This window comes from Roseomonas rosulenta, from assembly GCF_016106005.1.
Classification (GTDB): domain Bacteria; phylum Pseudomonadota; class Alphaproteobacteria; order Acetobacterales; family Acetobacteraceae; genus Neoroseomonas; species Neoroseomonas rosulenta.
Map to the genome: position 1 here is coordinate 1 of NZ_JACADR010000077.1, position 17,563 is coordinate 17,563.

20 protein-coding genes are annotated in these 17,563 nt (G+C 72.5%); 7 read left to right on the forward strand and 13 right to left on the reverse strand.

Annotated elements, in window-relative coordinates:
- Nucleotides 1–21: 21 nt before the first annotated feature.
- From HW578_RS11650 to HW578_RS11675, 6 genes are all read right to left on the reverse strand, one after another.
- The gene (locus HW578_RS11650; RefSeq protein WP_198370728.1) at nt 22–336 is read right to left on the reverse strand and encodes a hypothetical protein; all 315 of its coding nucleotides are present in this window, start codon (nt 334–336) and stop codon (nt 22–24) included.
- A gap of 11 nt (nt 337–347) precedes the next feature.
- The gene (locus tag HW578_RS11655) at nt 348–1,805 is read right to left on the reverse strand and encodes a type II and III secretion system protein family protein (RefSeq protein WP_198370729.1); all 1,458 of its coding nucleotides are present in this window, start codon (nt 1,803–1,805) and stop codon (nt 348–350) included.
- The gene (cpaB, locus tag HW578_RS11660; protein WP_198370730.1) at nt 1,802–2,665 is read right to left on the reverse strand and encodes a Flp pilus assembly protein CpaB; all 864 of its coding nucleotides are present in this window, start codon (nt 2,663–2,665) and stop codon (nt 1,802–1,804) included. The genes HW578_RS11655 and cpaB overlap by 4 nt, the downstream gene beginning before the upstream one ends.
- Nucleotides 2,666–2,669: 4 nt before the next feature.
- Entirely contained in the window at nt 2,670–3,188 is a 519-nt protein-coding gene (locus HW578_RS11665; protein ID WP_198370731.1) for a prepilin peptidase, read from the reverse strand.
- 101 nt (nt 3,189–3,289) lie between these two features.
- Nucleotides 3,290–3,475: a Flp family type IVb pilin gene (locus HW578_RS11670; protein WP_198370732.1), complete on the reverse strand. Its 186-nt coding sequence runs from the start codon at nt 3,473–3,475 to the stop codon at nt 3,290–3,292.
- Nucleotides 3,476–3,655: 180 nt separating this feature from the next.
- Nucleotides 3,656–3,856 (reverse strand): nucleoside hydrolase, encoded by a 201-nt coding sequence (locus HW578_RS11675; RefSeq protein ID WP_369407874.1) that lies wholly within the window; start codon nt 3,854–3,856, stop codon nt 3,656–3,658.
- A gap of 30 nt (nt 3,857–3,886) precedes the next feature.
- Here HW578_RS11675 and HW578_RS11680 point away from each other — a divergent pair, with 30 nt between their 5' ends.
- The 3 genes from HW578_RS11680 to HW578_RS11690 all read left to right on the forward strand — a co-directional run bounded on the left by HW578_RS11680 (nt 3,887) and on the right by HW578_RS11690 (nt 6,329).
- A complete protein-coding gene (locus HW578_RS11680; RefSeq protein ID WP_232478897.1) occupies nt 3,887–4,534 on the forward strand; it encodes an AMP-binding enzyme in 648 nt (215 codons plus the stop codon).
- Between the two features lie 96 nt (nt 4,535–4,630).
- Nucleotides 4,631–4,963 carry an FKBP-type peptidyl-prolyl cis-trans isomerase gene (locus tag HW578_RS11685; protein ID WP_198370735.1) on the forward strand — a complete coding sequence of 111 codons (333 nt, stop codon included), beginning with the start codon at nt 4,631–4,633 and terminating at the stop codon, nt 4,961–4,963.
- Nucleotides 4,964–4,973: 10 nt separating this feature from the next.
- Nucleotides 4,974–6,329 carry an MFS transporter gene (locus HW578_RS11690; RefSeq protein ID WP_198370736.1) on the forward strand — a complete coding sequence of 452 codons (1,356 nt, stop codon included), beginning with the start codon at nt 4,974–4,976 and terminating at the stop codon, nt 6,327–6,329.
- On the opposite strand, the gene HW578_RS11695 is transcribed toward HW578_RS11690, so the two are convergent.
- Nucleotides 6,310–7,923, reverse strand: coding sequence for a GMC family oxidoreductase (locus HW578_RS11695; RefSeq protein WP_369407875.1), 1,614 nt, complete (start codon nt 7,921–7,923; stop codon nt 6,310–6,312). The genes HW578_RS11690 and HW578_RS11695 overlap by 20 nt on opposite strands.
- A gap of 129 nt (nt 7,924–8,052) precedes the next feature.
- On the opposite strand from HW578_RS11695, the gene HW578_RS11700 reads away from it, so the two are divergent.
- Nucleotides 8,053–9,042 (forward strand): Bug family tripartite tricarboxylate transporter substrate binding protein, encoded by a 990-nt coding sequence (locus HW578_RS11700; protein WP_198370737.1) that lies wholly within the window; start codon nt 8,053–8,055, stop codon nt 9,040–9,042.
- Between the two features lie 6 nt (nt 9,043–9,048).
- On the opposite strand, the gene HW578_RS11705 is transcribed toward HW578_RS11700, so the two are convergent.
- Genes HW578_RS11705 through HW578_RS11720 form a run of 4 tightly spaced genes read right to left on the reverse strand, consistent with a single transcriptional unit; the run spans nt 9,049 to nt 12,852 of the window.
- Nucleotides 9,049–10,053 carry an ABC transporter ATP-binding protein gene (locus tag HW578_RS11705; RefSeq protein ID WP_198370738.1) on the reverse strand — a complete coding sequence of 335 codons (1,005 nt, stop codon included), beginning with the start codon at nt 10,051–10,053 and terminating at the stop codon, nt 9,049–9,051.
- The gene (locus tag HW578_RS11710; RefSeq protein WP_198370739.1) at nt 10,050–11,021 is read right to left on the reverse strand and encodes an ABC transporter ATP-binding protein; all 972 of its coding nucleotides are present in this window, start codon (nt 11,019–11,021) and stop codon (nt 10,050–10,052) included. The genes HW578_RS11705 and HW578_RS11710 overlap by 4 nt, the downstream gene beginning before the upstream one ends.
- Nucleotides 11,018–11,878 carry an ABC transporter permease gene (locus tag HW578_RS11715; protein WP_198370740.1) on the reverse strand — a complete coding sequence of 287 codons (861 nt, stop codon included), beginning with the start codon at nt 11,876–11,878 and terminating at the stop codon, nt 11,018–11,020. The genes HW578_RS11710 and HW578_RS11715 overlap by 4 nt, the downstream gene beginning before the upstream one ends.
- Nucleotides 11,875–12,852, reverse strand: coding sequence for an ABC transporter permease (locus tag HW578_RS11720; RefSeq protein ID WP_198370741.1), 978 nt, complete (start codon nt 12,850–12,852; stop codon nt 11,875–11,877). Before HW578_RS11720 ends, HW578_RS11715 begins: the two co-directional genes overlap by 4 nt.
- Before the next feature lie 76 nt (nt 12,853–12,928).
- On the opposite strand from HW578_RS11720, the gene HW578_RS11725 reads away from it, so the two are divergent.
- Together HW578_RS11725 and HW578_RS11730 are read left to right on the forward strand one after the other, a co-directional pair.
- Nucleotides 12,929–14,509 carry an ABC transporter substrate-binding protein gene (locus tag HW578_RS11725; RefSeq protein ID WP_198370742.1) on the forward strand — a complete coding sequence of 527 codons (1,581 nt, stop codon included), beginning with the start codon at nt 12,929–12,931 and terminating at the stop codon, nt 14,507–14,509.
- A complete protein-coding gene (locus HW578_RS11730; RefSeq protein WP_198370743.1) occupies nt 14,506–15,207 on the forward strand; it encodes a creatininase family protein in 702 nt (233 codons plus the stop codon). Before HW578_RS11725 ends, HW578_RS11730 begins: the two co-directional genes overlap by 4 nt.
- A gap of 21 nt (nt 15,208–15,228) precedes the next feature.
- Here the strand turns inward: HW578_RS11730 and HW578_RS11735 are convergent, their stop codons facing one another.
- On the reverse strand, nt 15,229–15,819 hold the full coding sequence (locus HW578_RS11735) for a glutathione S-transferase family protein (RefSeq protein ID WP_198370744.1): 591 nt from the start codon (nt 15,817–15,819) through the stop codon (nt 15,229–15,231).
- Nucleotides 15,820–15,915: 96 nt separating this feature from the next.
- On the opposite strand from HW578_RS11735, the gene HW578_RS11740 reads away from it, so the two are divergent.
- Nucleotides 15,916–16,656, forward strand: coding sequence for a dienelactone hydrolase family protein (locus HW578_RS11740; RefSeq protein WP_198370745.1), 741 nt, complete (start codon nt 15,916–15,918; stop codon nt 16,654–16,656).
- Here HW578_RS11740 and HW578_RS11745 read toward each other — a convergent pair.
- A partial coding sequence (locus tag HW578_RS11745; protein WP_198370746.1) for a heavy metal translocating P-type ATPase occupies nt 16,653–17,563 on the reverse strand: 911 nt, incomplete at its 5' end. The two genes, HW578_RS11740 and HW578_RS11745, sit on opposite strands and share 4 nt — an antisense overlap.

The window sequence follows — 17,563 nt, forward strand, 5'->3', positions numbered from 1 at the left end:
GGCGCGACGCGGTCGGGACCGTCAACGCCCGCCATCGCCGCCACCCGAACCCGGTGCCGCCGCGCCCGCCGCCCCGGTCGCCTGGATGCGCGCCACGCCGGAGGCCGCGAGCGGCCTCACACGGTCGCTGCGGTACCGGTGCACCGCCGCCGCCGTGACCGCGCCATCGGCGCGCGGATCATCCACGCCGCGGTCGAGCATCGCGGGATCGGCGACATGGATGCGCAGGTTCGCCTCGTTGGCGCGCATCGGCCGCCAGGCGCCGTCGCGCGTGAACGGATCGATCTGCTCGCAGCCGCCGAGCAGCAGGACCAGAAGGACGGCGCGTCGCATCATCGTCCGGTCCCTCAATCCAGCACGAAGCCGGGAATGCCCGACAGGTTGCGCGCCGGTGGCGTCGCGGCGGGACGGTTCGGCTGGCGTCCGGTCTGGCGCAGCAGCAGGATGCGCTCGACGTCATTGGGCGGGACGTAGCCATCCGTGGGTGCCGCGACGGCGCGCGGGCTCTCGGCCGGGCGCACGAGGTAAGGGGTGATGATGATCACCAGCTCGGTCTCGTTGCGCTGGAAGCGGTCGGAGCGAAACAGCGCGCCCAGGATCGGCACCTCCCCCGCATAGGGCAGCGCGCGCCCAGTCTGGCGCGAGCTGTCCTGCAGCAGCCCGGCGATCGCGAAGGCCTGGCCGGAGCCGAGCTCCACCGTCGTCTCGGCACGACGCACCGTCAGCGCCGGCACGGTGATGGTGTTGTTGTTGCCCGAGAGCAGCCGCACCGCGCCCTGGTCGGACAATTCGCTGACCTCGGACCTTACGCGGAAGGAGATGCGCCCGTCCGAAAGCACCGTCGGCACGAAGGCGAGGCCCACGCCGAACTGCTTGAACTCGATGGTGACCTGGTTCTCGCGCTGCGACACCGGGATGGGAAACTCGCCCCCCGCCAGGAACGACGCCGTCTCGCCCGAGGTCGCGGTCAGGTTCGGCTCGGCCAGGATGGTCACAAGCCGGTCCTGCGCCAGCGCATCGATGATGGTGTTGATGTCCCGCAGCTCGGCATTGCCGGTGCGGAAGCCGAGCCCGATGCGGTCGGTCGGCGCGGTGCGGTCGAAGGCGAAGTTGAAGGTCTCCGCAGCGATGCCGGCCGGCCCGCCGATCGCGGTGCCGATGCGCCCGATGTTGCCCAGCGCCTGCCAGTTCACGCCCAGTTGGCGCGTCACCTCGCGCGAGACCTCCGCCACCCGCACCCGCAGGTTCACCTGTGTCACGCCGGTGACCGCGATTCGGTTGTCGATCGGCAGCCGCTGGTCCTCGATGCGCGAGCGGATCAGGGTTTGCGCACGATCGGCATCAGCAGGCGCGCTGACCGTGCCGCTCACCACGATGCCACCGGGGCCGGACTCCACGCGCAGGCTCCGATTGCCGGGAAAGGCCCGGCGCAGCGCCGATTGCAGGTCGGACAGCAGGAAGGCGGACGGTCGCACCGTCACTTCCCACTGCACCAGCGGCAACCCCGCCGCATCCATCGCGGCCAGCGTGGTGCGCCCGGGGGCGACGCCGAAGACGAAGACGCTGGTGGGGCTCGCCGGGCGCATCTCGGCGATGCGCGGATCGGCGGCGAACAGGCTCGCGGCGGGGGCGGATAACACCAGCACGCGCCCTGTCCCGGCCTCCAGCGACATGCGCTCGACGCGCAGCCCGGGCGGCGACTGCACCACGGGCAGCGCCGCCTGGGGATCGGTCTGCGCGTGCGACGCCGGCGCCGTGAGCATCGCCGCGCAGAGCAGCGCGGCCTGGATGCCGTGTGTCCTCATCGGAACTGGATCTCCTCGACCCGTCCTGGGCCTCCGAAGACGCGGATGCGCGCGCCCGTCGCCGCGGCTGCGGCCGCGGCCGTCCCGGCCGGCGCGAAGGCACCGCTGACATCGCCGCCCCAGACCGGGCGTTGCGCGATGCTCTCCTCGAGAGCCGTGCCGGCGGCGCGCAGCGCGAGCGACAGCCGCCCGAGCCGCGAGGCGACCGCGACGCGCGTCGCCTGGTCGGGCGTCACCTCGATGGTGACGGTCCGGTTCGTCTCGCGCAGGCTGTCGCCGACCGCGCCGGGCTGCATGCCCTGCACCAGGTGCCGATCCACGGCGATGACGCGCGCCGCGCTCAGCACGGCTTCGCCGGCCACGCGCCGGGCCGGGGCGATGTCGTTCTCGTCGAAGGACTGGGTCAGGATCAGATCCACGCGATCACCCGGCCAGATCAGCCCGGCGGTGCCGGTCACGGCATCGACGCCGACCGTCACCGCGCGGGTACCGGGCGCCAGGACGGCGGCGAGAAAGCCATTCTCGCCCGGCCGCAACACGGCATCGAGGCGCAGCACGTCACCCTGCACGAGCGTCCGGCGCACCATTGCGCGGATCATCTCCATGCGCGCCTCAGGCGAATCGCGCATCGCGCCCAGGGGCAGGTCCTCGGCGGGCGTCTCGCGCGCCGCGAGGTCCTCGGGCTTCAGCAGAGTACCCGCCTGCACCGCGCGCGCGGCAACCAGGAAGCTGACGCGGGCCGGCGGCGCGCCCGCCACGGAGGCGGGCGGCGGCGCGGGTGCCAGCGCGATCACGCCCAGCAGGCCCATGCCCGCCACGCCCACGATCACCACCACGATCAGCATGAGCCGCATCGCCATCGGCTCAGCCCCCCTGCCGCGTCATGACGAAGACGGTGCCCGCGGCGATCGCGACGCCATAGGGCAGCGGCGCGCCGCGCCGAATGCGCCAGGCCTCGCAGCGCAGGATGCGGGGCAACCTGCCGCGCGAAGGCGCCGGGGCGAAGGCGCCAAGGCGCCTGCGCAGCATCATGTGAAGCCCCGCCAGCAGCCCCCCGGCCAGCGCGGTGGCCAGCAGCAGGGCCGGTACGCTCGCGACCGGCACCAACACGCTCGCGGCCGTCAGCAGCTTCACGTCGCCGCCCCCCAGCAGCCCGCGCGACCACAGCAACGTCGCCGCCAGCAGCACGCAACCCGCGGCCACCAGGGCCGGCAGCGGCGCGCCGTTCACCACCTGCCGCGCGAGACCCACCAGCGCGACGGTCGCGGCAATCGGGTTCGGGATCTCGCGGCACGCAACATCGCGCAGCGCGGCCGCGGCAAGCGCGGCCAGGGCGAGGAGCGTGGCGGCATCCGCCAGGATGGAAGGGGGGTTCGGGACCATCGGCGGGATCATCGCGGGGGCCCGTGAAGGAAGGGTTTAGCGCATCGCGGCGCGCGGCGCGGTCAAGGGCGGCGGGTCCTTCTCCCGCCGCCCCGCCGGCATCAGGTCGGTGCCACGAACTTTGCGGCGATGCCGTTCAGCATCGCATCGAGGTTGCCGCCGAGCAGCGTCAGCCCGCCGATGATCGCCACCGCGATGAACGCGGCGATCAGCCCGTACTCCATCGCCGTCACGCCACGCGTATCGGCCTTCAGCGCGGACAGGCGCGCCACGAACGTCTTCACCATGTTCAGGTCTCCGAGGACGCGCGCCGCATGGCGCGCGAGGGGGGTGGAGGCCAGGCATCCTGCCAGCCGCAGAGCGGTCCCTGTGCCGCCACCGGCGCCGCTGGCGCACAGGGGGAGCGGACCGGGCCCTCGCGACCATTTGCGGAGGGCGCGCTTAAGAAAACGTGAAGCGCGATCGGGTCACGGCAAGGTGGAGAACAATTCACCCAGCAGCGCGAAGAAACCATCGGCGTCGAGCGTCTCGAGCAGCCGTGCGTTGGGCGGCGCGCCGGATCGCTCCCAGCGATCCACCACGGTGCGCCCGCGCGCCACGCCGCTACATTCGACATGCACATGCACGTGGCGCGAGGTGAAGAGCTGCGGCGCCAGCAACCACGCCACCGCGCAGGGATCGTGCAGCGGATGGCCGCGATGGCCGAAGCGCCGCGAGGCCGGCACGCCGCCCATGATGCGCGCCGCGGCCTCGAGGCAGGCGCCGCCGCATGCAACCTAGTGCTGCTGGGCGGCGCCGATCCCTCCGGCGCGTTCGAGGCAGTGCCGGGGCACGAGGTCGCGGTGGTCGATGCGCAGGGCCGCGCGCTGCCGGACGGGCAGGCCGGGACGCTCGCGGTGCGGCGGCGGCATCCTGCGGCATGCCTCGGCGTCTGGAAGGATGCGGCGCCACCGTCGCACGGCCCCTGGCTGCCGACCGGTGACCGGGCAACGCGGCGGGCGGACGGCGCCATCCTGCTGGACGCCGCCCTGCCGGGCGACTCGGGCGACGGCATGGGCCCGGCGGATGTCGAGGACTGCCTGCGCCGGCACCCCGCGGTCGCGCTCGCCGCGCTGGTCGGCCCTGCGGATGCCATGGCCGGGGAGCACACCACCGCCGTGATCGTCCCGCGTGGCGACGCCACACCCGGCCCGGCCCTGGCCGAGGAGCTGCGCGACTTCATGCGCACGAGCCTGCCGGGCCATCTCACGCCGCGCCGCGTCGCCTTCGCCAAGGTGCTGCCCCGCGCGCCGGAGAGCCGCGGCGCGCTGGGCAGCACCGTCGGGCTGGGCGCGCAGCGGCGCTGAGGCGCACGGGTCTGGCCCGTCGCGGCCGGAGCCTGTACCACGGGCCCGGCCGCGCGCACCGACGCACGCGGCGCGACCAGCAAGCGGAGAGCGCGCGTGACGGACACCAGGATCGGCACCGGTGCGGAGGCCACCCCAGGCCAGACCATCACTGTGCACTACACGGGCTGGCTGTTCGACGCGGCCGCGCCTGACAACAAGGGCCGCAAGTTCGACAGCTCGCGTGATCGCGGCAACCCGTTCTCCTTCGAACTGGGTGCGGGGCGCGTCATCCAGGGCTGGGACAACGGCTTCGCCGGCATGAAGGTGGGCGGCACCCGCACGCTGGTGATCCCGCCCGAGCAGGGCTATGGCGCGCGCGGCGCGGGCGGCGTGATCCCGCCCAATGCGACGCTGATCTTCGAGGTGGAGCTGCTCGCCGTCGGCTGACCCGCACGCCGTGACGCGGGGCGACCTGCTGCGGCTGCTGCCCATCGTGCTCGGCACGCTGATCGTGCCGCTGGACGGGATGGTGAATGTCGCCTTCCCGGCGGTGCTCGCGGCCTTCGCGCTCGAGGTGCCGCAGATCCAGTGGCTGGTGATCTGCTACGTGCTGACCTATGGCGCGCTGCTGCTGGCGGTGGGGCGGATCGGCGACGTGCTGGGCCATGCGCGGGTGTTCCGCTTCGGCCTGGCCTGGAGCGCGGCAGCCTTCCTGGCCTGTGCGCTCGCACCTTCCTATGGCTGGCTGCTCGCGGCGCGCGTGCTGCAGGGCGTGGGGGCCGCGCTGGTGCTCGGCTGCGGACCGGCGCTCGCGACGCAGTTGTTCCCCGAGGCGATGCGCGTGCGCGCGCTGGCGGCCTATGCCGCCGGGCTGGCGGCGGGGGGCGCGATCGGCCCGCTGCTGGGGGGCGTGCTGGTGCAGGCCTTCGGCTGGCCGGCGGTGTGGTGGGTGCGCGCGCCGATCTCCATCCTGGCGCTGGTGCTGGCGCGCAGCCTGGCGGCGCCGGCGCGCGACGCGCCGCGCGAGCCGTTCGACTTGCCCGGCGCGCTGCTGCTTAGTGCGACCGTCGCCTTCGCGGTGCTGGCGGTGAACCGCGCGCCGGCGCCGGTGGCGGTGCTGCTGGCGCTCGTTGCCGTCGCGGCGGCGGCGGGCTTCGCCTGGCGCAGCGGGCGGCATGCGCATCCGATCATCGACCTCGGCCTGTTCCGCCGGCCGGGCTTCGCGGCGCTGAACCTCGCCAGCGTGCTGGTGCAGCTGGCCGGCTTCGCGGTGATGCTGCTGGTGCCCTTCTACCTGGCGCGCATGCTGGGGCTGCCGCCGCTGCTGCTGGGGGCGGTGCTGGCGGCGAATGCGGTCGGCGCGATGGCGGGGTCATGGCTCGGCGGCTTGCTGGGGCCGCGCCATAGCGCGCGCGCGGTTGCGGCGGCGGGCGCGGTGCTGTCGGCGGCGGGCCTGCTGCTGGTGGGGCTCGGCGGGCCGGTGGGGGTGCTGGCCGTGGCGATGGGGCTGCAGGGGCTGGGCCTCGGGCTGTTCACCCTGGCCTATACCGACGTGGTGACGGCGACGATGCGGCGCGAGGATCGCGGCGTGGCGGGCAGCCTGACGCAGCTCACGCGGACATTGGGCGTGGTCAGCGCGGCGTCGCTGCTGACCCTGCTGTTCGGTGCGACGGAGGCCGGGCGCCTTGCGCTGGGTGCGAGCGCGGAGGAGGCCTTCCTCGCCGCCTTCCGCCGGGTTTTCCTGGTGGTGGCGCCGCTGCCGCTGCTGGCGCTGCTGTTCCTGCCGCCGCGGGTCACGCCGCGCGGCGGATGATCTCGGCGGCGCGCTCGGCCAGCATCAGCACGGCCGGGTGGATGTTCGAGGACGGTACCAGCGGGAAGACCGAGGCATCGACCACACGCAGGCCATCGACGCCGCGCACGCGGAGTTCGGTGTCCACCACGGCGCGGTCGTCGACGCCCATGCGGTTGGTGCCGCAGGGGTGGTAGACCGTGCTGCCATTGGCGCGGATGTAGTCCAGCACCTGGTCGTCGGTCCGCGTGGCCTCGCCGGGGAATTCCTCGCGCTCGACCAGGCCGGCGAAGGGCTCCGTGGCGGCGATCCGCCGGCCCAGGCGGTGGCTCTCGAGCATGATGCGGATGTCGGAGGCGGCCGTCAGGTAGTTCGCGCGGATGACCGGCTTCGCATCGGCGTCGGGCGCGCGCAGCGTCAGCTCGCCGCGGCTGTCCGGGCGGCAGACGCAGAAGTTGAAGGTGAAGCCCGGGTGCTTCGCCAGCGCGCTGGCGCCCAGCGACTGGTCGCCCAGGCTGAAGTTGACGAACTGGAACTGCACCTCGGGTTCCTCGCTGACCGGCAGCACGCGGGCGAAGAGGCTCGCCTCCGAGGCGCCGACCGCCATCTGGTTCTTCCCGCGCAGGAACCAGCCGAGGCCGAGGCCTGCGGCGCGCACCGGGTTGGCCATGATCTCGTTCAGCGTGCCGCAGGGCTTGGTGCGGAAGGCGTAGCGGATCATGAAGTGATCCTGCAGGTTGCGCCCCACCTCCGGCGCGTTCACCGCGACCGGGATGCCCATGGACTGCAGCGCGGCGCCGTCGCCGATGCCCGAGAGCATCAGCAGCTTCGGGCTCTCGATGGCGCCGGCGCAGAGGATCACCTCCCGCCGCGCGCGGAAGGTCCGTTCGCCCTCGGGGCCGCGCACCACCACGCCCACGGCGCGGCCGCCCTCGATCAGGATCCGCTGGCCGAGCTGCTCGGTGTGGACGACCAGGTTGCTGCGCCCGAGCGCGGGCTTGAGGTAGGCGGTGGCCGGGGACCAGCGCCAGCCGCGATGGACATTGAGCTGGTTCGGCGCCACGCCCTCGAACCATTCGGCGTTGTTGTCCTGGTTGCGGGCGAAGCCGAGCTTCACGCAGGCCTCGATGAAGGCGCGGCAGCCGATCGAGGGTTCGGGCACCTCGCCCACCTGCACGGGGCCGTCCTTGCCCCGGTACTCGCTGGCGGGGCCGGCGAAGGTCTCGACCTTGCGGAAGGCCGGCAGGCAATCGTCATAGGACCAGCCGCGCGCGCCCGATTGCGCCCAGCGGTCGTAGTCGCGCGGAGATCCGCGCAGGAAGACCAGGCCGTTGACGGAACCGGAGCCGCCGATGACGCGCCCGCGCGGCCAGTAGACGCTGCGGCCCTTCAGCTCCGGCTCAGCCTCGGTCTGGTAGTTCCAGTCGAACTTCTTGGTCACATACAGGCGCGCGAAGCCCATGGGGATGTGGATCCAGGGGTTGCGGTCCCAGGGGCCGGCCTCGAGCAGGATGACCTTCGCCGAGGGGTCCTCCGACAGGCGCGCGGCCATGACGCAGCCGGCGGACCCGCCGCCGAGGATGACGTAGTCGGCGTCGTGCGCGCTGTCGGTCACGGTTCCATCCCCTGGTGCTGTTGCGCGCAGGATAGCGCGGGCGCGCCGGCTGGCATCCCCCCGTCTTGCGCGGGCGGCACGGCGGCTCCTAGGCTCGGGTCCGGGAGAAGGTCAGGACGCGGGCGAGCCATGCAGCGCATCATGATGGCAAGGCGGCGGGCGCTCCTGGCGGGTGGCGCCGTGCTGGCCGCGGCACGCCTGGCCCATGCGCAGGCCTGGCGGCCGACCCAGCCGGTGCGCGTCGTGGTGGCCGCGGCACCGGGCGGGACGCTGGATATCCACGCGCGCGCCGCCCAGCCTCACCTGCAGGCCGCGCTCGGACAATCGGTGGTCGTGGAGAACCAGGGCGGCGCGGCCGGGCGCGTGGCCGCGCTCCAGGTCGGCCGCGCCGCGCCGGACGGCCACACGATGCTGGTGGGCTCCGGCGACGGCATCGTGCTGCAGGACATCCTGATGGGCCCGCGCCACGGGCGGGCGCGCACGAACCTGCGCGCCGTGACCATGACCATCAGCGCGGCGCAGCTGCTGGTGACGCATCCGCGTTCGGGCATTCGCAGCGTGCAGGACTACGCGGCCGCGCTGCGCAGCCGCGGGGATCGGGTGACGCTGGCGGTGCCCGGCATCGGCGGCATTGCGCACATCATCAGCGAGATGGTGAACCGCGCGATCGGCGTGCAGGTGACGCATGTCCCCTATCGCGGCGGCGGGCCGGCGACGCTCGACCTGCTGGCGGGCCAGGTGGACGCGATGATCATCACCCTGCCGGCGGTCACGACGCATGTGCGCGAGGGGCGGCTGGTGCCGCTGGCGGTCTCCACCGCGCAGCGCGACCCGGCGCTGCCGGAGATCCCGAGCTTCGCCGAGACGCTGGTACCCGGCTTCGACGTGCCGAGCACGCAGGGCGCGCTGGTGCCGGCGGGCACGCCGGACGCCGTGGTCGAGGTGCTCGGCGCGGCCTGGCGCGGTGCCCTGGCCGATCCTGCGGTGCGCGAGCGACTGCAGGGCATCGGCTTCGTCATCCATGCCAGCAGCGCGGCGGCGTTCGAGCGCAGCCTGGCGGAGTCCGAGGCGCGCTTCGCCGAAGTCGTGGCGGCCGCGGGCATCCGGGGCGAGGAGTAGCGACGCTCAGGCGTGATGGCAGGCGACCTCGGTCGCGCCATGCGGCGCGAGAACGGGGCGCTCGCGGCGGCACAGGTCCGTCGCCCGCGGGCAGCGCGGATGGAAGGCGCAGCCCGCCGGCGGGGAGAGCGGGGAGGGGAGCTCGCCCGCGATGGGCCGGAAGCCGACGGCATCGGCATCGAGGCGCAGCTTCGGCACGCTGTCGAGCAGGCCCTGGGTGTAGGGGTGGCGCGGCGCGGCATAGACCTCGGCGGCCGGGCCGATCTCGACGATGCGGCCGAGATACATGATGGCGACGCGGTCCGAGACATGCCGCACCACCGACAGGTCGTGCGAGATGAACAGGCAGGTCAGGCCAAGGGCCTCGCGCAGGTCGAGGAACAGGTTCAGCACCTGCGCCTGGATCGAGACATCGAGCGAGGCGACGGGTTCGTCACAGACCAGGATGTCGGGCTTCATGGCCAGCGCGCGCGCGATCGCCACGCGCTGGCGCTGGCCGCCCGAGAACTGGTGGGGGAAGCGCGTGGCGACGGCGGGATCGAGGCCGACGCGCGCGAGCCAGTCCGCGACGAAGGCCGGCGCCTGCGCGCGGGTGATCAGGCCATGCGCGATCGGCCCCTCGCTTATGGTGGCGTCGATGCGCCGGCGCGGGTTGAGCGAGGCGAAGGGGTCCTGGAACACGGTCTGGATGCGCGTCGTGGTCTTGCGGCCGCGGCGCATGATGGGGGCGCCGTCGATGCGTATCTCGCCGCTGCTGGGGCCGAGGATGCCGGCGACGAGGCGCCCCAGGGTGGACTTGCCGCAGCCCGATTCGCCGACCAGGCCCAGCGTTTCGCCGCGGCGGATGGTGAAGGAGACATCGGTCACGGCGCGCACTGGGCGGGTCTCCACGCGCGCACCGAAGGCGGCGGCGATGCGGTCGCCGATCGACAAATGCGGGTCGAAGCGGCGGGTCAGAGATTGCGCGGCGACGATGCTCGGCCCATGCGCCTCCGGCACGATCTCGCTCATGCCGCGGCATCCAGCGGATGGTGGCACAGCGCGTGCCGGCCCGGGCGGTCGATGCGCGGCGGCGGCGCCGTGCAGGCGGCATCCGCATGCGCGCAGCGCGGCGCGAAGGGGCAGCCCGCCGGCAGTGCGAGCAGCGAGGGCGCGGTGCCGGGAATCTGCGTGAGGCGCTGGCCGGGCTGCGCCATGGCCGGCAGGCTGTCGAGCAGCCCGCGCGTGTAGGGATGCAGCGGCGCGCGCAGCACGGCGCCGACCGGCCCGCTTTCCACGATGCGCCCCGCATACATGACCAGCACGCGGTCGGCGAGGGAGGAGACGGTGGCGAGGTCGTGGCTGATCCAGATCAGCGCCGTGCCGGAATCCCGCGCCAGCGCCTTCATCTCCGCCAGGATCTGCGCCTGGATCGAGACATCGAGCGCGGTGGTCGGCTCGTCCGCCACGATCAGCTCGGGACCGTTCAGCAGCGCCATGGCGATGGCCACGCGCTGTCGCATCCCGCCGGAGAACTCATGCGGATAGTTGTTGAGGCGCGTCGCGGCCTCGGGGATGCCCACGCGCGTCAGCATGGTGCCGGCGCGCTCGGCCGCCGCGCGGTCGGACACGCGGCCATGCGCCTGCAGCGCGAGCGCCATCTGCGTGCCGATGGTCAGCACCGGGTTCAGCGTGGCCTGCGGGTCCTGAAAGACCATGGCAATGCGCTTGCCGCGGATGGCGCGCATGCGGTCCTCGCTGAGCCCGACCAGCTCCTGCCCGGCGAAACGGATCGACCCGCCGGCGATGCGCCCCGGCGGATCGACGAGGCCGATCAGCGAGAAGCCGGTGACGGATTTCCCCGACCCGCTCTCGCCGACCAGGCCCAGGATCTCGCCAGGTGCGAGGGAGAAGGACACGCCATCCACCGCGCGTGCGACGCCCGCACGGGTGAAGAAATGCGTGCGCAGGTCGGTGACTTCGAGCAAGGGCGAGGTCATCGACGCAACCGCGGGTTCGTCTGGTCGCGCAGCTGGTCGCCGACCAGGTTGATCGCCACCACCAGCACGATCAGCGCGATGCCGGGATAGACCGAGATCCAGGTCCGCCCACTCATCATGTACTGGAAGCCATTGGCGATCAGCATGCCGAGTGAGGGCTCGGTCGGCGGCAGGCCGAGGCCGAGGAAGGACAGCGTGGCTTCCAGCGAGATGGCGTTCGCCACCTGCACCGTCGCCACCACGATCAGCGGCGGCAGCACGTTCGGCAGGATGTGGCGGAAGACGATGTGCAGGGTGGAAAGCGGCGTGGCGGCGGCGGCCTCGACATAGTCCTTGCGCCGCTCTGCGCTGGCCGCGCCATAGGCGGTGCGCGCGAAATAGGCGTATTGCGCGGCGACCAGCGCGATCACCAGCTGCGTCTTGCCCTGGCCCAGCACCGCCACCAGCACCAGCGCGAGCAGGATGGCGGGGAAGGACAGCTGCAGGTCCACCACGCGCATGATCGCGGTCTCGGCCCAGCCGCCGGCCTGGGCCGCGAGGATGCCGAGCAGCGCGCCGATGGCGAGCGCCACCGTCCCGGCGGCCAGACCCATCTGCAGCGATATGCGCAACCCGTACAGGATCGCTGAGAGCAGGTCGCGCCCCTGCGCATCCGTGCCCAGGATGTGCACGTAGCCGTTCGAGCCGACGAAGCCCGGCGGGCGGCGCGCGTCGCGCAGGTTGAGGCTGGCGAGGTCGTAGGGGTCCTGCGGCGCGAAGACCGGCGCGGCGAGCGCGGCGCCGACGATGATCACGACGACCAGCAGCGCCAGCAGCGCTACCCGGTTCTCGGCGTATTCGCGCCAGAACGCCCTCATGCCGCGGCCCCGCCGCGCCGCAGCCGCGGGTCCAGCAGCGCGTAGGAGAGGTCCACCACCAGGTTGATGGTGACGAACAGGAAGGCCACCAGCACCAGGTAGGCGACCATCACCGGCCGGTCGAGCGACGTGATGGAATCGATGATCAGCTTGCCCACGCCGGGCCAGTTGAAGATGGTCTCGGTCACCACGGCGAATGCGAGCGTGGAGCCCAGTTCCAGCCCGAAGACCGTGACGATGGGGATGGAGATGAGGCGCAGCACGTGGCGGCGCAGGATGGTCGCGTCGGACAATCCCGCGGCGCGGGCGAACTTCACGGTGTCGGTCAGCATGATCTCCCGCGTGCCCGCGCGCGACAGGCGGATCATCATCGCCAGCTTGAACAGGGAGAGGTTCAGCGCCGGCAGCGCGAGGAAAGTGAGGCCCTCCAGCGACAGGAAGGACCAGCCGATGCCGAAGACCTCGGTCAGCGGCCCGCGGTCGCCGGCCGGCAGCCAGTCGAGGTTCACCGCGAAGGTTAGGATCAGGATCAGCCCGACCCAGAAGGTCGGCACCGAGAATCCGAGCACCGAGACCGCCATGATGGCGCGCGCCACCGCGCCATCCGGTCGGTAGCCGGCATAGATGCCCAGCGGCACGCCCGCCAGCGTGCCGATCAGCACCGCCGCCAGCGCCAGTTCGAGCGTAGCCGGCAGGCGCGAGAGAATGAGTTCGAGCACCGGCATGCCGAAGACGAAGGAGGTGCCGAAATCCCCGCGTAGCAGCCTCCCCAGGAAGGCGAGGTATTGCTGCCACAGTGGCAGGTCGAGCCCGAGCCGGCGGATCGCCGCCTCCCGGATGTCCTGCGTCGCGTCGGGGGAGATGAGCACGTCGATCGGGTTGCCGATGGCATGCACGCCCACGAAAACGATCGCCGACATGGCGAGCATGACAAGGACGGCCTGGAGCAGGCGCTGGATGACGTAGCCGAGCATTGCCCCGACTATCGGGGCATTTACACGCGGCGCAAGGCATTCCAGCATCCGAGCGACCAACGGGGAGACAAGAATCATGCGCAGCCTTGCCCTTGCGACGGTTGCCGCCGGCGCGATCCTGACCGGCGCCGCCACGGCGCAGACGCTCACCATGGGCGTGATCGCCGGGCCCGAGAGCATCGACCCGCATTTCACCGCCACCGGCACCCATGCCGAATCGCTCGCGCATGTGTTCGACACGCTGACGCGCTCGGGCGACCGGCTGCAGATCGAACCCGGCATCGCGGAATCCTGGTCGGTGGTGAACCCGACCACCTGGGAGTTCCGGCTGCGACGCGGCGTGAAGTTCCATGACGGCTCGGACATGACGGCCGAGGACGTGGCGGCCTCGATCCGCCGCATGCAGATGCTGTCAGGGCCGAACCCGACCAGCATCTATGTCCGCCGCGTGCGGGAAATCCAGGTGGTCGACCCGCATACGCTGCGCGTGGTCACCGACGGACCCGCACCCACCCTGCCCAACGACTTCATCCGGCTGTTCGTGGTCTCGGCGCGCGCCACCGCCGGGCTGACGCCCGAGAATTCCAACGAAGCCTTCAACTCCGGACGCGTGGCGATCGGCACCGGCCCCTACCGCTTCGGCTCCTGGACCCCGCGCGAGCAATTCACCGTCGAGCGCAACGACGCCTATTGGGGCGGGCGCCCGGCCTGGGCGCGGCATGTCCGGCGCGAGATCTCCAACCCCGCCGCGCGCGTGGCGCAGCTGCGTACCGGCCAGGTCGACATGATCGTGCGCGTGCCGGCGGCCGACGTGCCGACGCTCGAGCGCGACCGCGCCATCAGCGTGGTCAAGGCGGAGACGGTCTACGTGTTCAACCTCGCCCTCGACCAGCGCGAGACGACGCCGCAGGTGACCGCGCGCGATGGGGCGCGCCTGGCCGCCAACCCCTATCGCGACGCCCGCGTGCGCGAGGCGATCGACCTCGCGATCGACCGCCGCGCGCTGGCGGAGGTGGCGATGGAAGGCATGGGCACGCCGGTCAGCCAGATGGTCACGCCGGGCATCTTCGGCTTCAACCCGGCGATCCAGATTCCCACGCCCGATGTCGCGCGCGCGCGGCAGCTCCTGACCGAGGCCGGCTACCCGAACGGTTTCCGCATGGTGCTGAACTTCACCAACAACCGCCTGCCGGGCGACAATGGCGTCGGCACCTCCATGGCGCAGATGCTGGCGCGCATCGGGATCGAGGTGCAGGCGGCGGGCCAGCCGGCGGCGGTGATCTTCCCCGCCCGCGCGCGCGGCGAACTGTCCAACATCATGGCCGGCTGGGGCACGCTGACCGGCGAGGCGAACTACTACTACGCGGCGAACGCGCACACGAACAACCGCGAGCTGCGGCTCGGCGCCTTCAACTGGAACGGCTTCTCCAACCCCGATATCGACCGGCTGATCCAGGAAGCGAATGTCGAGCTCGACGACAAGAAGCGCGAGGAAATCCTCCAGCGGGTGGGCGCGCTGTTCACCGCGCAGCGGGTCGTGATCCCGATCGCTGCGGTGGGCTCGGCCTGGGCGATGCGGCGCGACCGCGCCACGCTGCGGGTCGGGCGCTCCGACGAGGAGACCTATGCCTGGGACGTGACGCCGGCGACGCGATGAGAATAGCGGAGAGCAACTGGCGCGACGTCGAGGCGTATCTCGCGAAGGATGACCGCTGCGTGCTGCCCTTCGGCAGCACGGAGCAGCATGCGGGGCTGTCGCTCTGCGTCGACGCCATCCTCGCCGAGCGTGTGGCGCTGGAGGCGGCGGAACCGCTCGGCGTGCCGGTCTTCCCCGTCATGCCCTTCGGCCTCGCGCCTTATTTCGCGGCCTATCCGGGCAGCATCAGCCTGCGCGTCGAGACGCTGCTGGCGGTGACGCGGGACCTGAGCGCCTCGGTCGCGGGCCAGGGCTTCCGCCGCATCCTGATCGTCAACGGCCATGGCGGGAATGCGCCGATCGGCGCGCTGGCGCAGGAGATCATGGCGGAGAACCCGCGGCTTTCCATCAAGTTCCACAACTGGTGGAACGCGCCCGCCACCTGGGCCGCCGCCCAGGCCGAGGACACGACCGCGAGCCACGGCAACTGGTTCGAGAACTTCCCCTGGACGCGGCTTGCGCATGCGCCCGCGCCGGAGGGTGCGAAGCCTGGCGTGGACCTGGCGCTGATGAAGGCGAGCCCGCCGGCGCGCGTGCGCGATATGCTGGGCGATGGCAGCTTCGGCGGTGCCTGGCAGAAGCCCGACGCCGTGATGGCACGCATCTGGGCCGCCGGCGTGGCCGAGACGCGCGCGGCGCTCGAAGGCCCCTGGGGCTGAGCGCCGCGCTGTCCGCGGGCCTCAGCCCGGCGGGACGGTCCTCGCCATCGCCGGCATCGCCGCCACCTTGGCATACCAGGCCTCGAGCTTCGGGTGGCCGGGCCGCCAGGGCTCGTGCGGGTAGCGGAAGTCGAGATAGCCGAGCGCGCAGGCGACCGCGATGTCGCCGATCGTCTCCAGCATGCCGAGGCTCTCGTTCTCGAGCACCGCCAGGGCGCGCGTCACCTTCTGCTGCTGCTGCGCGATGTAGGTGACGCGCCCCTCGTCCTGCGGCAGCGCCACTTCGCGCCGGCGCGGCTGCGTCGCATCGAGGATGCCGTCGCCGAGTGCCGCCAGCGTCAGCGCGCGCCAGCGCGCGGGGCCGGGGGCGGGGATCAGCTTCGGCGCATCGCCGATGCTGTCGAGGTATTCGCAGATCACCGGGCTGTCGTAGAGCACCTGGCCGTCATCCGTGACGAAGGTCGGCACCTTGGACAGCGGGTTGATCGCCGCCAGCGCGGGGTCCGTGGTGCCGATGGTCCAGAGCTCGATGCGCTGATCGATGCCGCGCTGGATGGCGCAGGCATGACACTTCCGGACATAGGGGCTGTTGGGCGAATAGGCGAGCTTCATGCGCGGTGCTTCCTCCGATGCGGACGGCGCATCCTCCCGCGCCCATCGCCATCCGTCCAGGCGGCGGGTAGCGTGGCGGCACGGGAGGACACGCCAATGATCGAGACCAGCACCGACATCCCCACGCGCGACGGCGTGATGGAGACCTTCATCGTCCGCCCGGAGCGCGGCGCGCCCGCGCCCGCCGTGCTGATGCTCATGGACGCGCCCGGCATCCGCGAGGAGCTGCACGACATGGCGCGGCGCCTGGCCAGCGCCGGATACTGCGTCGTGCTGCCCAACCTGTACTACCGCGCGGGTCGCGACACGAAGTTCGGTCCCGGCGTGCTGACCATGGGCGACCCCGAGCGCGACCGCATGCGCGCCATCCGCACCAGGATGACGATCCCGCCGGTGATGGAGGACGTCGCGGCGATGCTCGCCTTCCTCGACCGCGAGGGCATCGCCGGCCCCGGCCCGGTCGGCGTGCATGGCTACTGCATGAGCGGCCCCTACGCGCTGGCGGCCGCCGCGCGCTATCCCGGGCGTATCGCCGCGGCGGCCTCCTTCTACGGCACATGGCTGGTCAGCGATGCCGAGGAAAGCCCGCATTCGACGCTCGGGAAGGGCCGTGCCGAGCTCTACATCTCCTGCGCCGAGCATGACGAGTTGGCACCGCTGCCGATGGTGGCGGAGCTGCGCGCGCTGTTCGAGGCCTCCGGTGCCGCGGGCGAGCTCGAGATCCACCCGGCGGTGCATCACGGCTTCGCCTTCCCGCAGCGCTGGTGCTACGACAAGCCGGCGGCGGAGCGACACTGGGAACGGCTGATCGCGCTCTATCGTCGCCGCCTGGGCTAACGCGCCGGCGCCTCGAGCCCGGCCAGAACCTCCTCCTCGGCGCTGAGGTGCAGGCGCAGCAGCGCCTCCAGCGCAAACAGCGTGCGTCGCAACTCCGGCGCCACCGCGGCCCAGCCTTCCGCCTCCGCGCCCACGCGCAACAGGACGGCGACGCGCTCGGCCAGTGCCTCGATCTCGGCATGCATGCGGATCAGCGGCGCCATCGGGTCCTGGCCGCCGAGCCGCCGCGCCGCCTCGGGATAGAGCGCGCGCTCCTCCTCGCGCTGGTGGGGCAGCAATTCGCCGCGCAGCCGTGCCTCGATCGCCGCAAGGTCGGGGGCGGGCGCCTCGAGGTCGATCGCTTCGCCGGCGGCGCGCAGCGCCTCGACCAGGTCGCGCAGCCCGGCATGTTCCTGCTGACGTTCGACCAGGCCGGCCTCCACCGGCAGGCTGGCCTGCGCCTGCTCGCCCGGCCCCGGCCGCAGCGCCGTCAGCGCGTAGAGGATGGCGAGGACGTCGATCGCCTCCTGCAGGAGCGCGCCGGCGAGCGGCGTGAGCCAGCCGGCGGCGGCGGCGCCCATGGCCAGGCCCGACAGCCCCATCCCGATGGCGATCGCCTGGAGCGCCACGCCGCGGGAGCGCCGCGCGATGGCGATCGCCTCGGGCACGCGATCGACGCGGTCCACCAGAAGCACGACATCGCCCGCCTCGGCCGCCGCGGCGGTGCCGGCCGCACCCATGGCGACGCCGACATCGGCGGCGGCGAGCGCGGGCGCGTCGTTGACGCCATCGCCCACCATGGCGGTGGGGGCGGCGGCGGCCTCGGCCCGCACCACCGCGATCTTGTCGGCGGGCGACTGGTTGGCGAAGACCTGGTCGAGCCGCAGCGCGCGGCCCATCGCGTGCGCAAGTCGGAAGAGCACACCTC

What these genes read in the sequence shown, in the direction of transcription:
- HW578_RS11650 (WP_198370728.1), bottom strand. Translation starts at nt 336, where the DNA reads ATGATGCGACGCGCCGTCCTTCTGGTCCTGCTGCTCGGCGGCTGCGAG.
- HW578_RS11655 (WP_198370729.1), bottom strand. Translation starts at nt 1,805, where the DNA reads ATGAGGACACACGGCATCCAGGCCGCGCTGCTCTGCGCGGCGATGCTC.
- cpaB (WP_198370730.1), bottom strand. Translation starts at nt 2,665, where the DNA reads ATGGCGATGCGGCTCATGCTGATCGTGGTGGTGATCGTGGGCGTGGCG.
- HW578_RS11665 (WP_198370731.1), bottom strand. Translation starts at nt 3,188, where the DNA reads ATGGTCCCGAACCCCCCTTCCATCCTGGCGGATGCCGCCACGCTCCTC.
- HW578_RS11670 (WP_198370732.1), bottom strand. Translation starts at nt 3,475, where the DNA reads ATGGTGAAGACGTTCGTGGCGCGCCTGTCCGCGCTGAAGGCCGATACG.
- HW578_RS11680 (WP_232478897.1), top strand. Translation starts at nt 3,887, where the DNA reads ATGGCCGAAGCGCCGCGAGGCCGGCACGCCGCCCATGATGCGCGCCGC.
- HW578_RS11700 (WP_198370737.1), top strand. Translation starts at nt 8,053, where the DNA reads ATGCAGCGCATCATGATGGCAAGGCGGCGGGCGCTCCTGGCGGGTGGC.
- HW578_RS11705 (WP_198370738.1), bottom strand. Translation starts at nt 10,053, where the DNA reads ATGAGCGAGATCGTGCCGGAGGCGCATGGGCCGAGCATCGTCGCCGCG.
- HW578_RS11710 (WP_198370739.1), bottom strand. Translation starts at nt 11,021, where the DNA reads ATGACCTCGCCCTTGCTCGAAGTCACCGACCTGCGCACGCATTTCTTC.
- HW578_RS11715 (WP_198370740.1), bottom strand. Translation starts at nt 11,878, where the DNA reads ATGAGGGCGTTCTGGCGCGAATACGCCGAGAACCGGGTAGCGCTGCTG.
- HW578_RS11720 (WP_198370741.1), bottom strand. Translation starts at nt 12,852, where the DNA reads ATGCTCGGCTACGTCATCCAGCGCCTGCTCCAGGCCGTCCTTGTCATG.
- HW578_RS11725 (WP_198370742.1), top strand. Translation starts at nt 12,929, where the DNA reads ATGCGCAGCCTTGCCCTTGCGACGGTTGCCGCCGGCGCGATCCTGACC.
- HW578_RS11730 (WP_198370743.1), top strand. Translation starts at nt 14,506, where the DNA reads ATGAGAATAGCGGAGAGCAACTGGCGCGACGTCGAGGCGTATCTCGCG.
- HW578_RS11735 (WP_198370744.1), bottom strand. Translation starts at nt 15,819, where the DNA reads ATGAAGCTCGCCTATTCGCCCAACAGCCCCTATGTCCGGAAGTGTCAT.
- HW578_RS11740 (WP_198370745.1), top strand. Translation starts at nt 15,916, where the DNA reads ATGATCGAGACCAGCACCGACATCCCCACGCGCGACGGCGTGATGGAG.